The sequence below is a fragment of the uncultured Eudoraea sp. genome, assembly GCF_947258925.1.
In the GTDB taxonomy this organism is placed as follows: Bacteria; Bacteroidota; Bacteroidia; order Flavobacteriales; family Flavobacteriaceae; genus Eudoraea.
In genome coordinates this window covers 85,632-99,387 of sequence record NZ_CAMYKG010000019.1, presented here as the reverse complement: position 1 = coordinate 99,387, position 13,756 = coordinate 85,632, and the positions used below count along the sequence as shown (strand labels likewise).

General features: G+C 38.5%; 14 protein-coding genes. 2 read left to right on the top strand and 12 right to left on the bottom strand.

Annotated elements, in window-relative coordinates; all coding sequences use genetic code 11:
• Window positions 1-11: 11 nt before the first annotated feature.
• From Q0X77_RS08500 to Q0X77_RS08475, 6 genes are read right to left on the bottom strand one after another with little or no spacing between them, the layout of a single operon-like run.
• A complete protein-coding gene (locus Q0X77_RS08500; protein ID WP_297795923.1) occupies window positions 12-1,082 on the bottom strand; it encodes a HesA/MoeB/ThiF family protein in 1,071 nt (356 codons plus the stop codon).
• Window positions 1,079-1,690: an NTP transferase domain-containing protein gene (locus tag Q0X77_RS08495; protein WP_297795921.1), complete on the bottom strand. Its 612-nt coding sequence runs from the start codon at window positions 1,688-1,690 to the stop codon at window positions 1,079-1,081. Before Q0X77_RS08495 ends, Q0X77_RS08500 begins: the two co-directional genes overlap by 4 nt.
• Window positions 1,691-1,731: 41 nt before the next feature.
• Entirely contained in the window at window positions 1,732-2,715 is a 984-nt protein-coding gene (gene moaA, locus Q0X77_RS08490) for a GTP 3',8-cyclase MoaA (RefSeq protein WP_297795918.1), read from the bottom strand.
• 38 nt (window positions 2,716-2,753) lie between these two features.
• Window positions 2,754-2,999, bottom strand: coding sequence for a MoaD/ThiS family protein (locus Q0X77_RS08485; RefSeq protein ID WP_297795915.1), 246 nt, complete (start codon window positions 2,997-2,999; stop codon window positions 2,754-2,756).
• Window position 3,000: 1 nt separating this feature from the next.
• Window positions 3,001-5,172: a molybdopterin cofactor-binding domain-containing protein gene (locus Q0X77_RS08480; protein ID WP_297795912.1), complete on the bottom strand. Its 2,172-nt coding sequence runs from the start codon at window positions 5,170-5,172 to the stop codon at window positions 3,001-3,003.
• 19 nt (window positions 5,173-5,191) lie between these two features.
• Window positions 5,192-5,656, bottom strand: a complete 465-nt coding sequence (locus tag Q0X77_RS08475) for a (2Fe-2S)-binding protein (protein ID WP_297795909.1) — start codon at window positions 5,654-5,656, stop codon at window positions 5,192-5,194.
• 325 nt (window positions 5,657-5,981) lie between these two features.
• On the opposite strand from Q0X77_RS08475, the gene Q0X77_RS08470 reads away from it, so the two are divergent.
• Together Q0X77_RS08470 and Q0X77_RS08465 are read left to right on the top strand one after the other, a co-directional pair.
• A complete protein-coding gene (locus Q0X77_RS08470) occupies window positions 5,982-7,073 on the top strand; it encodes a VWA domain-containing protein (protein WP_297795907.1) in 1,092 nt (363 codons plus the stop codon).
• 182 nt (window positions 7,074-7,255) lie between these two features.
• On the top strand, window positions 7,256-7,441 hold the full coding sequence (locus Q0X77_RS08465; protein WP_297795906.1) for a hypothetical protein: 186 nt from the start codon (window positions 7,256-7,258) through the stop codon (window positions 7,439-7,441).
• A gap of 60 nt (window positions 7,442-7,501) precedes the next feature.
• On the opposite strand, the gene Q0X77_RS08460 is transcribed toward Q0X77_RS08465, so the two are convergent.
• From Q0X77_RS08460 to Q0X77_RS08435, 6 genes are all read right to left on the bottom strand, one after another.
• A complete protein-coding gene (locus Q0X77_RS08460) occupies window positions 7,502-8,971 on the bottom strand; it encodes a M14 metallopeptidase family protein (RefSeq protein ID WP_297795903.1) in 1,470 nt (489 codons plus the stop codon).
• Between the two features lie 3 nt (window positions 8,972-8,974).
• On the bottom strand, window positions 8,975-9,634 hold the full coding sequence (locus Q0X77_RS08455; RefSeq protein ID WP_297795900.1) for a peptidoglycan recognition family protein: 660 nt from the start codon (window positions 9,632-9,634) through the stop codon (window positions 8,975-8,977).
• 36 nt (window positions 9,635-9,670) lie between these two features.
• Window positions 9,671-10,111: a hypothetical protein gene (locus tag Q0X77_RS08450; protein WP_297795897.1), complete on the bottom strand. Its 441-nt coding sequence runs from the start codon at window positions 10,109-10,111 to the stop codon at window positions 9,671-9,673.
• The gene (locus Q0X77_RS08445) at window positions 10,111-11,568 is read right to left on the bottom strand and encodes a VCBS repeat-containing protein (RefSeq protein WP_297795893.1); all 1,458 of its coding nucleotides are present in this window, start codon (window positions 11,566-11,568) and stop codon (window positions 10,111-10,113) included. Before Q0X77_RS08445 ends, Q0X77_RS08450 begins: the two co-directional genes overlap by 1 nt.
• Window positions 11,569-11,697: 129 nt before the next feature.
• Window positions 11,698-12,570 carry a pirin family protein gene (locus tag Q0X77_RS08440; protein WP_297795891.1) on the bottom strand — a complete coding sequence of 291 codons (873 nt, stop codon included), beginning with the start codon at window positions 12,568-12,570 and terminating at the stop codon, window positions 11,698-11,700.
• A 293-nt stretch (window positions 12,571-12,863) separates the two neighbouring features.
• On the bottom strand, window positions 12,864-13,703 hold the full coding sequence (locus Q0X77_RS08435) for a 1,4-dihydroxy-2-naphthoyl-CoA synthase (RefSeq protein ID WP_297795888.1): 840 nt from the start codon (window positions 13,701-13,703) through the stop codon (window positions 12,864-12,866).
• Window positions 13,704-13,756: the final 53 nt, after the last annotated feature.

Below are 13,756 nucleotides of genomic sequence, written 5' to 3'. Positions count from 1 at the left end.
GAAGTTCACGATTATATGAGTAAAGCGTTATACTGATTAATTCCTCCCAAGACATTAAAAATAATGGCTTTATTATAGCTGTTCTGTAGTTTTTGCTGGGCAATTCTGCTTCTGTTCCCGGATTGACAAATCATATATAAAGGATTGGAAAAATCAATTTCCATATGTCTGCTATCAATTTCCTCCAGCGGGATATTGATGGTGTTTGCCAGGTGATTATTCTGAAACTCGTCCGCTGTCCGCACATCAATTACTTGTAAAGGTGTTTCATTTTCCATAAGAAGATGAAATTCTGCAGCTGAAATGGAATTTGTAGTTTCAGTTTCATACGGAAAGTAATAGTCTCCCAGGGTGCGAATTTTTTTATTCTCATCAATCCCTGAAAAATTTATTTTAAGGAAGGATTGATCCAGGCCATTGTAAATAAGTAATACCCCGGACAGTACCTTTGCCTTTTGAGTAATTATTTTGACTACTTCCAAAGCTTGTAAACTACCTACAATGCCGGGAATAACACCAAGCACCCCATTTATATTACAGTCAGGAATTTCTTCCTTTGCCGGCATATTTGGAAATAAACACCTGTAGGTTGGGCCATTCTGATAATTAAAAACACTCAATTGTGCCTCATATCCATGAAGTGCACCATATACAAAGGGTTTCCCTAAAATTACGCAGGCATCATTAATAAGATAGCGGGTAGGGAAATTGTCCGTTGCATCTACAATTATGTCATAATCCGGAATAATAGCCATTGCATTGTCCCGGGTTAAAAAGGTATCATGTCCAATAATTGAGGTATTTGAATTCTGGGCTTTTAAACGATCTGAAATCACTTCGAGTTTCGCCCTGCCTATATCCTTTTCAGTATAGATTACCTGTCTTTGTAAGTTCGAAAATTCTATCTTATCTCCTTCAACAATACCCAGAGTTCCAACACCCATAGCATTTAAATACTGCAGGACCGGTATCCCAAGCCCCCCCGCACCTACTACTAAAACCCTGGATTTTAGTAACAAATCCTGAGATTTTTCACCAAAATCTTTTAGTGAAGTTTGACGTATGTAGCGATTTGTATTCAATGGGATTCTAATTTAGATAATACTTCTTTATAATCGTCCTCTGAATTTGCATTCATTAAAACAATATCATCCTTTGGGAAGACCAATTTTATATCAGAATTTATCAAAAATTTCCTTGGGCAACTGCTGGTAGCCTGTTTTAGATAATCTATAGCATTATCCAATCCGTGAGGTTCCCATATTGCAGCAAGAGGTTCTGGCAAACCCGTTTTATTTGTGGCAAATGCAGTAGCATTTTCTTTAACATCCCTTTCTTTGATCAATTGTTTTATCGCCTCCAGATTAATTAGAGGAAGGTCACAAGCTAAAACCAACCAGGCAACCTTTGGGTTAGAATAATGCGCGCTTAACAGTCCGTTAAAAGGACCTTTATATTCATCTCTGTCAATTATGGTTGCCACATTTGGAGCAAATTCAGCTCGCTGCTCTTTTCGAATGCTCAAAAAGACTTTGTCGCAAACCTGGGATAACAAATTATAAAGATGTTCACGCTGTGGCAGATCGTGATATTGTATAAGACTTTTGTCATGGCCCATCCTGGTACTTCTCCCCCCTGAAAGTACAAGCCCATAAAGTTTTGTTTGTGAATTTCCTTCTTTGATCTCCATTGTTATTAGAATTACCGGAATACAAGTTAGTTTAGCATCTGTTACCCTCCTATCGAAGTCATTGAATTGTCAAAGACACCTTTGTGTTCTTTCTGTGCTTCAAATCCTGTTTTAGCTCTTTTCCCAATCACATTGCGTATGGCATCTTTGATGTTATCATCGGGAGAATTACTTCTTACAATTTCCCGAAGATTAATTTTTGGAGGACCATACAAGCAGGTTATAACATCTCCCAAAGCGGTTATCCGCAGTCTGTTACAGCTACCGCAGAATGTCCGGCTAAACGAAGGAATAAGTCCAAAGTTTCCTTTATGGCCGGTTATTTTATAATTTATTGAAGTCGAAGTTATTGGAGATTGTACAAGTTCTATTTCAGGGTATGTTTTCCTGATATGCGCTAAAATAGCTTTGTAGTCCCATTTTATAGAATTGAATTTCTTAGATCCTCCATTGAATGGCATTTCTTCAAGAAAGCGGACATTAACCGGATAGTGCTTCTGTAAATCCAACATGGGTATTATATCTTCAACGTTCTGCCCATCTAGTACAATAAAATTGATACGCACATTAAACCCTTCGGTGATAAGGCGTATCAGGTTATTGTGAACCGTGTCAAAATGATCGCGCCTTGTTATGCGCTCAAAGGTGGCTTTATTTATGGCGTCCATGCTCACATTTACGTCCTTAATTCCAAGTGCTTTAAGTTCATCAATATGAGGTCCTATTAGCGTAGCGTTCGTTGTAATCGAAATATCCTTAAGTCCGCTATTATTCCTTAGGTTCCTGAGTAAAGTCATTAAATCCTTTCTTACAAAGGGCTCTCCGCCTGTTATCCGAATCTTATCAATCCCCATTTGAACCATTAACTCACCAATTTTAGAAAGTTCAGCCGTACTGAGCAGCTTGTCCTTTTTGGCGAAATCTATGCCCTCAGATGGCATGCAGTAATTACACCTTAGATTACATCTATCTGTGACTGCCAGGCGCAAATAATTAATTACTCTGTTATGATTGTCTATTAGCATTTAGTGTCCCTAATTAGGTTTTCAATATTTACAAGGCATCAACCCCCGCTTACCGGAGGAATCAATGCAATTTCGTCAGCACTGTTTATTAAAACATCATCCGCCGCATAATGATTATTTACTGCAACGGCCAGTGAACTGAGTTTTTTTAATTCAGGATATGAGCTGCCAAGAAAAGATTTCAAATCCCTGACGGTTTTGAATTGTTTCGATTCGGAAGAAGGCATTGCCAGCGTTGATGAACCAACAATATCCCTGGTTATTCCAAATAATAAAATTGTCATACTATCCTATAATTTCTTTTTCCGGTCCTTTTAATAGTTCCGGGTATTTGATAAATGGCTGATTGTATATTCTTTTTCCTGTAGCCGCTTTAAAAGCGTTCGCTATTGCAGCCCCTGCAGGAGGAAGTGTTGGTTCACCGAGTCCGGTAGGTGAAAGTTTATTTTGAATCAGATGAGTTTCGACCACCGGTGCTTCTTTCATTCTAATCAGTCTGTATCTATCAAAGTTAGTCGCTGTGGGAACACCATTCTCAAATCCAAAATCACCATACATTGAATGTCCTACCCCATCAATAACGCCTCCTTCAATCTGATTTAAAGCCCCTAAAGGATTAATTACAATCCCGCAATCAACAACACAGGTAATCTTCTTTACCACAGGATTCCCATTTTCCAATACCACATCGGCTACTTCCGCAACATGACTATTATGGCAATAATAATTCACAAATCCCTGGTATACACCTTCAGGTTTTGTTCCCCAGCCAGATTTTTCAACGGCCGTTTTGATTACTTTTTCCATGCGCTCAGGTGAATACTGAATACGCTCATCAGTTGTTCCTTTTACTTTTTGCAACAAGTCTAATCTGAGTTTAATTTTATCTACTTCCATCATTTCAGCCAATTCATCGAAAAAACTTTGCTCTGCAAAAGCCAGGAAGTTCGTATAAGGCGCCCTCCAGGCACCGGTTGTAATATTACTCTGATATTTAGCTACGTCAACCTGGTAATTTTCAATGGCGCCTGCCGGAAAAAAGTTTGGTATCAGACCATACATATTAGAGTTGATTGCCGCCTCTTTTAAATGATACCCTGTTACTTCTCCATCTTTAACAGCGGCTTTAATTCTATATTTTATTGCCGGTCTGTAGATCCCATCAGCCATATCATCTTCCCTGGAAAATACCACCTTCACCGGTTTTTTGGCCAGGTTAGAAATTTCTGCGGCTTCCACAGCAAAATCTCCATATAGCCTTCTGCCAAATCCACCTCCCATTCTGGTCATTTCTAAATGCACCTCTTCAAAATCACGCTCCAACAACTTGGCAATATTCTTTGCAGTGCCTTCCGGTGTTTGTATGGGTCCTACCAAATGTATCTTTTCTTCAGTTACGTTGGCATAAAAATTCATGGGTTCCAAACAATTATGGGGAAGAAAAGGAGATTCATATGTTCTTTCCAGTACCTTATCTGCCTGGGAAAATGCTTTTTTTACATTTCCATCCTCTCGAAGCGTTTCAAATTTATTTCCATCCAATAATCCCAATAATAATTTATCATGATCTTCTGTACTTTCCAATTTGGAATCTGATTTCCATTCGGCTTTCAAAGCTTTTTTACCCTTCATTGCAGACCAGGTATCTTTTGCTAAAACCGCAATCTTGTCGCCAAACTTCAAAACATCTATTACGCCATCTACGGCCTTTGCTTCTGCATCATCAAAAGTCTCCAGTTTTTGGCCAAAAGCTGGCGGACGCATGACGGAAGCAATAACCATCCCCTCAGCTTTGTAATCCAACCCAAAAAGAGGTTCTCCCGTAATTATTTTGTCGATATCTACATTGGCGGCATCCGTACCAATTATTTTATAGTCTTTTACATCTTTAAGTGTAACATCTTCAGGAATTTCAAGCGCGGCTGCTTCATTGACCACTTCCCCATAACCTAATTTATCCCCTGCCGCATTACTTATTACACCTTCGTTTGTGGAGCATTCCGAAGGATCTACACCCCATCTGGCTGCAGCAGCATTTACAAGCATTTGACGTGCAGTTGCCCCGGTTTCCCTTAATGGATCCCACCCAAACCTGATAGACTGACTTCCTCCTGCCACCTGTCGCGTATAATTATTGGTATCCAACACACCCTGCTTCACATAGACATCTTTCCAGGCAACATCCAATTCCTCCGCAATGATCATTGGCATGGAAGTTTTTACTCCCTGTCCAATTTCCGGGTTTGGTGAAAATATAGTTACGGCACCATTATCTGCAATTTGAATAAAGGCGTTAAACTCATTGTAATCCAATTCTGCCAAATTCACAGGTGGTTTGGCATTGGGTTTACAGGCATTAAATAAATTAAACCCAATTAATAATCCACCCCCTGCGAGGGAGCTGGTTTTCATGAAGGATCTTCTGCTAAATGTTATTGACTTGTTTTGTGTGGACATTTTGATGTTTTTTGTTGGTTCACTGGGCCATTTTGTTTGCCGCTATTTCAACTGCTTTATATATTCTGGTATAAGAGGCACATCTGCAAATATTGCCATGCATTGCGTCTTTAATCTCATTTTCTGTTGGATTTGGATTATCCTTTAAAAATGCTGAGGCTGTCATAATCTGGCCTGTCTGGCAGTACCCACATTGAGGGACATCAACTTCTTTCCAGGCTTCCTGCACCGGATGAGTACCATCTTCGGAAAGGCCTTCAATTGTTGTTATTGCTTTCCCTTCAACCTGAGCTATAGAAATTGCGCAACTCCTAACAGCTACTCCATCCAGATGGATAGTACATGAACCACAAAGTGCAATCCCACAGCCATATTTTGCTCCTACAAGGTCTAAATGATCGCGTAAAACCCAAAGTAACGGGGTATCCTCGCTAACTTCTACTGACCTGGATTCTCCATTAATGTTTAATTGATACGTTGGCATGTGCAAGTTGTTTAAGTGAGTAAATAATATACTTCTTAAAGTTATCAAAATTATGTCTAACTGTAACCCATTTAACAATTTGTTTAATGTTAAAAGATACATTTATTATACGCTCTTAATCGTATTCCCCGGTAAAAATGATTTAATTGCCCTAATGCCATTTTATTGAATAACAGCACAAATCTTATTGATGAAAAATTATCACTACCTAAACCCAACGAGGGTTACAGATTTGACTTTAACAAGTTTTAACAAAGTTTTCAACCCGGGCCATAATTTAAAATCAAATTGGACGTTCTGATGGGGAACAACAAAACTTATGATAATGAAATCCTTTCTGAAGCTGCTTAGCTTACATTTTGCCTTTGTCCTTTTTTTTTCATGCGGAAATGCCGATGATGACATAAATTTTAATATTAATCAGTCTGGGTCCCTTGGTGAAGGAATTCCGGTTGATGAATGCCTAAATCTTGGAGAAAGTGACCTTGTACTATCAATCCAGGATCAGTTTACAACGCTGCCGGGGAAAGTATCTGTTTTTTTTAAGGTCTCCGATAATATGGGTAACCCTGCCCCTGGTTTAACAGCGGAACAATTTACCATTTACGAACAAGGGAGAAATGATGAATGTTTTAATACAATATCGGCTTCCGAATCTTTTGCGCGTATATCACCAAATTCACAAATTTTCAATAATAACACCCTGTTGGTACTTGATCTTAGTAACAGCGTACTCAGTAGCAGTCTGGACGAATTAAAATCTGCTTCAATTAGTTTTATCAATAATGTGATGCCATCAGAGGAAGAGTCGTCCTTTAGAATGGCCATTTATTGGTTTGATGGGGAAGATGAACTTCATTTACTAAATCCGCTTACGGCCTCCAAGGCTGAACTTACTGCTTCCATTGAGGGCATAACAACTGACATAAGCAATGATCCTTCCACCGACTTATATGGAGCTGTGATAAAATCTACAAATATTGCTGGGGAATTATTGAACGAAAGTACCAATGACAATGTTATTGGGGCCACATCAATAGTTGTTTTTACCGATGGAACCGATCAGGCTTCCAGATATACCGAGGAAGAGGCGTTAATGAAAGTGAACGAAGCCAACAGTAATATATCGTTTTTTACCATTGGTTTAGGATCAGAGATAGATACTGAAATCTTGATGGAAATAGGTAAGACATTTAGCGTATTTGCTGGTAATAAGGAAGAATTGGAAACCACTTTTAACGATATTTCCTTAAGGGTTAACGAACAGGCAAATAGTTTTTATCTTTTTGAATACTGTTCTCCAAAAAGAGATGGGAGTGGTGAAAACAATCTGGCCATACAAGTAACCAGTGGCAACTTACAGGGTGCTGTTCAAACTAAATTTGACGCAACAGGATTTACTGGTGGCTGTGAATAGTAAGGAACCCATTAAAAGACATTGAAATAGACGCATTTTGCGTCTATTTTTTTTGCCAATAACCATTTGGAAGTAGGGTTTTTGGCATGCTACTTGTTTCATATATAACAACCTCAATTAACCATTGCAACTTAAATCATCCTAAAAGCTATAAAAATTGTTTAATGCTAAAAAAAGAAATTATGGATGTTATCAACGAAATTATCAGTCAGAGTGCAATAGGAGCCTTATCTAAATGGTACAAAAGTGCGGTACTTTTAGTATTCTCTTCAATAGTAGTGATTTTATTCACTATGTTGGTTGTCTTAATTGCAAATGCTTCCCAGTTTACTGTCAACTTTAGCTATTTATTCAACGGCAGCATATAATTTGAGATTTACAATTAGATAACACTGGTTATCAGATTATGGATATCAAGTTGGCCTTGGTCATCTAAAGAGCATACCATTTACAAAATCGCTTTTGCCAGATTCCAGGTCAATTAAAAAGCCATTGATTACGGCTTTCGTAATTTTCTGATCCTTAGAAAGCAGAAAGGTGGGGTTTTTTCCAACCGAGAGTTTAAATTCAGGCACTTTATAGGTAGCAGAAATAAGGTTTAAGGGAATATGTGAATACAACTGATTCACTTCAAACTTTTCAACTCTGATATATGTATAACCTGATTTTAGTAATTCAATAGGATCTAAGCCGTCAAGTTCTTTTACCGATTTAAGTGTTTTTGGATATACCTTACCCGGTCTTATTAGGTGGCCATCAGCTTTAAAAGTCTTATACCCATAATAGGTGGAAAGATCTCCCTGATCTATTATTCTGCTGCTATACCAAAAATCATTATGACCTTTCAAGTCTACTTCCGGTCTTTGAATCCCTAAATCAATTATGTACTCTGAGCCCATGAGTTCGTAGCTGACCGATTCAATTTTTAAATCAAAAAGTTTGCGATCGTTTTGAGGTATTTTTTCATAATCCTCAAGAGGAATATCCTTATAATTTCCCTTTGCAATAGTATAAATTGCTGAGAGAATAGAAACATAATTTAGTTTTCTGATTTCCTGCTTTTCAACATCATCGGCAAAGCCGCCGGATTCTATTAAAATTGTGCTTGTCCCCCACTTCTGAATATTATCACCAAAAGCACGTGGTTCGAAATCATCATTATACCTACCAACCTGTCCGGGCGCATATTGCTGAATGATATTATTCATAAAAACAATTACTTTCATCGCATTGCCCCGTACTTCATTTATCTCCTTTTCATAATTATAAGCAGGGGCCAGATAAGATATCGTAGCCGGTTTGTCCGTGCGTTCTGCGTTGTAATAGGTACTTTGATCATGAAGATTAAACCCAAATTCAGCATTCAGGCTATCGCGAACTCTCTTCAGGGTCCTACTTTCCGGTGATTGAAGCCTTAACGCATCTCGATTAATATCAACCCCCAGTACATTTCTTCTTTGGAAGACTTCTGCGCCGTCCGGATTTAGCATAGGTAAAAAATGAAGTCTGAGATTATTTAGTATCTCCTCTTTTTCATCTTTAAAATCATTACTGGCCAGAAAATTCAAAATATCAAAGATGGCCTGTGTAGCTGTTGGTTCATTACCATGCATTTGTGACCATAAAAAAACATCTGTTTCCCCATTACCAATACTTATAAGTGACAAGTTCCTGCCTTCTATTGAAGTTCCTGCTTTGTGAACGTCAAACCTGGTATCTTCCTTGAATTTATTAATCAGAGGTTTGAGCTCATGATGTTTGATTCGTCTTTTATTTAAAGTTGGTTCTTTGTAGGTTGTATAGGTGTCATACAAGGACCTGGTTATGTCAACGCCTTGCCCATAGACCTGAGTGGTCAAAACAAGAATAAGAAATACGGACAAAAGTTTACTGGCCATTTTTTATGGATTTTTAGGTATGGGTTTAAAATTAAGATTTTTGGTAGCTTTTCTAACTCTTTCCATAAAATATTTACCCGGGTCTGTTTTTTTAGTCCTGTAAGATTCGTCTTTCTCCAGCCATAAAGGGTGATTTACAAAATTTGTATACTCATAGTGACCAATCAAATATTCAATTGGATATTTTTGATATAAATATTCTACCAGCCAAATATTGGATTTTAACTGCGCCTTTGTTAATGGCAGGTCTTCTGTTCCCCCTATATTTTCGATACCAATAGCACAATGGTTCAGCCCGATTACATGCCTGGCCATATTTGTTTCCGGCATCAAACGGTAAATTGTGCCATCCCGGTCCACCATAAAGTGTGAGGATACATTTAGCGCACCGGCCTGCTGAATATCCGCTCTTTTGTTGGGCAAAGCAGGTGCGTTAAATGCCTCGAATGACTCTTCCAGGGTGGGTATGACTGTCCAATGTAAAACAATCATTTGAGGCTTGATCGTTGGAGAATTTTGTTCAATTCCATATCGCTCCATAAGATATGCCCGCGTTAATTCTTCGCGTTCATAGTCAAAGATGATAGGTCTGTCAACAATTTCTTTAGATGTTGCACAGGATATTACCAGTAATGTTATTAAGCTATAAAGTAATTTATTCATATAATCGGACCAACTACTACTAATTATTACAGATTATTACTCAGGCGCTGTTTGGTTCTCTTCCGGTTTTACCGCGTATTCCATCATGACTTTTTTGGTCCCCCAATTCCTGGCTTTCTTTATGTCATTGCCCATGTAAATATCAATTTTATTTTTCCATCGTTTATTCATTTTGTCTTTAACGAGATAGATTCCGTCCAAACCGCTAATCTTTACCCTGGTATTATGAGCAATACCTTTTTCCAGCAGATCACGTGATACGGCAATACATTTCATACCCGGTTTAAGCGTGTCTCCCCATGCGGCAATATTAGGTGTACCGGAAGTTTGATAACGTACAGAATTGTATGCCGAAGCATTAACTTCAATGGACTTCCATATTTCTAACTTCCTGTTTTCATTTTGGCTTTTGCATGAAATAAAGAAAAAAACAATCAACAGGATTAAAACATCCTTAAACCTATAATCGAGAAACATCAGTTTAACTTATTTTCGAGGATCATTATATCTACATTCTCCGCAGTCCATAAATCTGAAAATGAGCGGGGAACCGGTGTAAATGCATAAGTAAATGAGCTTAAAATTATGTCTTCATCCCCATCGCTGTCTACATCACCCGTATCCATTAAAAACCATCTGCCAACCTTAGAATCCTTAAAGGTCTTCGCGGAAAATGTAAATTTGAGTTCGTTTTTATTCTCTAAATATACAAAGGACATATCCGGCTTATTCTCATAATCGGGGAATGAAGCAACCAGAGCGATATCTATATCCCCATCCTGATCAAAATCAGATGCCTCTACCCCTGTAGCCCCATTTAATGGGTAGAAATATGTCTCTGTAAAGTTATTTTTCCCATTATTGATATGAATACGCATGCCATGGTACGGCTTGGATACAAAGGATTTGTCTGCATTATCTCCATGCACCGTTATTATGTCATCGTCCCCATCATGATCATAGTCGATTAGTTGAAAATCACTGGTGCCATATACGGGACTAAAACGGATCACCTTCTCTTGTTTGAATTTCAAATCACCTTCATTGTAGAGAATGGTAATTCCCTCATCTCCCTGAGCAGTTAGTGCTACCAGATCGTTTTTACCATCCTTATCCATATCCTTTATAATGACCCGAATTGTACCCGGTTGGTTTAAGAGCAGCTTTTTGGTATATATACCTTTCATTTTACTCTTCTTAAAAAGACTAAGCTGGCCCTTGATATCCCCAAATTCACTAACAATTAATTCATTTATTCCATCTTTATCAAAATCATGGGCTACTACATGAACAGGCCTATGCAGGGCCTCGGGAATTACTTTGATAGTATCGGGGCTCACCGTAAATATCCTCCCGGAAGACAATTCAGTTGGTCTTATATTTCCAATAACGGTTACAAGCATATTTTCCGCATCATGATCTACAGATACCACAGGACTTCCAAATCGTCCAATACGAGTACTCTTCTGACTTAGCAAATCATATTCGGATAAATTGCCGCGTAAATCCCCTAACATAAGTTTATTCTGCTCTGGTTGAAATGTTAATAAGGTAAATAAGGTGCCTTTTGTATTATCCAAAGTAATCCTATTTGATGTAAAGTTGGTCAATTCGTCCGTTTTACCCTCTGACCGGGTTCCCGCTAAAGAATCCGGTGCATTTGTGACAATATAATTTTTAAGAATTTCCCAATCCTTTTTATCGATAATAGGTTTACCCGGAAAGATCCCGGTTTTAATGACAGCCTCCATTTCTGCAAAGGAAAGTCCTTCGTAAGGGTTATAACCCGAGTCCCGTATCCCAAGACGCGCTCCCATTTCAGGAAGTATTTTCTCGGCCCATATATTTTTTGGTAAACTATTAATTTCAGGAGCTATATGACAACTTGCACAATAGGTTTTATAAAGGACTACTTCCCTTTCCTTTTGCGGCATAGTACATCCAGATAGAAAGAGGAAAATACAAAGCATTGTGCAAGCATTCATTGTTGTGAAATCGTAATTTTTAGGTAGGATCATAATTTGAAGATAGCCTTTACTTAATAAGTATGCAAAATGCTGTGTTTAGTGTGGTAGCGGAACATAGGTTTTGTCGTTCTCCATCATTGGGAAAGTCTTATTATTCCATGCCTGCTTGGCAGCCTCAATTTTATCTTTGCTGTGTGAAACAAAATTCCAATAAATATGTCTTTCTTCATTTAATGGTTCTCCCCCAAATAATAATAGGTGTGAATCGGCCTTTACCAATACTTTACAAGCATCAGATACTTTGGAGACCAGAATATTTCCTTTTTTTATTTCCTTGCCACATGCTTCGATAGCGCCCTCTACGACACATATTCCAATTTCACCAAACAAGTTTTTGGAGGTATCCAACATATAATTCTGAACCGTCTTTATTTCTACCATAAATAAAGGGGAAAATACGGGAACAGGAGAAGTATGGCCATATCCGTTGCCGGCAATTAATTTGAAACTGGTACTCCCCTCATGCCAATGTGGAATTTCATCCACGCCAAAATGATAAAATTGGGGATCCATATCTTCCTTGTCCCTTGGTAATGCCACCCAGATTTGATATCCATGCACGGTTGTTCTTCTCCCATTTCTCTGATTAGTTGGGGTACGTTCGGTATGGGAAACACCTTTACCGGCAACCATCCAGTTTACAGACCCCGGTGTAATAGGTTGTTTGGTTCCCAGGCTATCTTCATGCATTACTTCACCCTCCAGCATAAACGTGAGCGTGGCCAGACCTATATGCGGGTGCTGATCAACGTCCATATACTTTTCCGGTCCTAATTGAGTTGGTCCCATATGGTCTATAAAAATAAAAGGCCCGATCATACGTTTTTTGCGAAAAGGGATTAACCTACCTACCAGGAAATCACCAATATCCCTGCTTCTTTCTTCAATTATCAATCCTATATTAGACATCTTTACGATTTTTAGAGTGGTCGTTTAACTAGTTTTCAATTAAAGGTCAAGGTAATAAAATTCAACTCTTTTGAAGGCCTGATATCAGGAATTGATATGTTCACCACATATCTATGATGGCTCACAACAATAATTATTTATTAAGAGAAGTTGGCAGTATGTTTACACTGTATTTAACAAGAAGTTAATTTTTTCATTTTCATATAGTGTTCTCGTAAAAGAGTCCTGATCGTAAAGACAGGGCTCTTTTTAGTTATAATAGCTTTCCTGTCTTTTTATTGGAAAAGCATATTTTAAGGAATCCACTTGTCCTTACCAAAATCAGGTTTTCTCTTTTCTAAAAAAGCATTTCTGCCTTCTTTTGCTTCCTCGGTCATATATGCCAGTCTGGTTGCTTCTCCTGCAAAAACCTGCTGACCAACCATTCCGTCATCCGTAAGATTCATTGCAAACTTTAACATTTTTATTGAAGTAGGTGATTTTGCCAAGATCTCCTGAGCCCAATCATAGGCGGTGTCCTCTAACTCCTCATGGGGGATTACAGCATTCACCATCCCCATTTCATAAGCTGCCTGAGCGGTATAACTTCTTCCTAAAAAGAATATTTCACGTGCTTTTTTCTGTCCAACCATTTTAGCAAGGTAAGCGGACCCATAGCCCCCATCAAAACTTGTTACATCGGCATCGGTTTGTTTAAAAATAGCATGCTCTTTACTTGCAAGGGTAAGATCACAAACAACATGCAGACTATGCCCACCCCCTACAGCCCAGCCGGGAACTACTGCGATAACAACTTTTGGCATAAATCGAATAAGTCGTTGTACTTCCAGTATATTAAGCCTGTGCATCCCATCATCACCAACATAACCTTTATGCCCTCTTGATTTTTGATCACCCCCGCTGCAAAAAGCATAAACCCCATCCCTGGATGAGGGTCCTTCAGCCGAAAGTAATACTACACCAATAGAGGTGTCTTCCTGGGCATCATAGAAGGCCTCATATAGTTCACTCGTGGTTTTAGGCCTGAACGCATTTCTTACATCCGGCCTGTTAAACGCTATACGCGCAACCCCATTTCTTTTTTTATAGGTGATATCCTCAAAATCCTTGACGGTCTTCCAAATGTCTTTCATTTCTCTGGTATTTCTAATTGAACAATAAAGATAAGGCTTGGGGGCCTAATGTT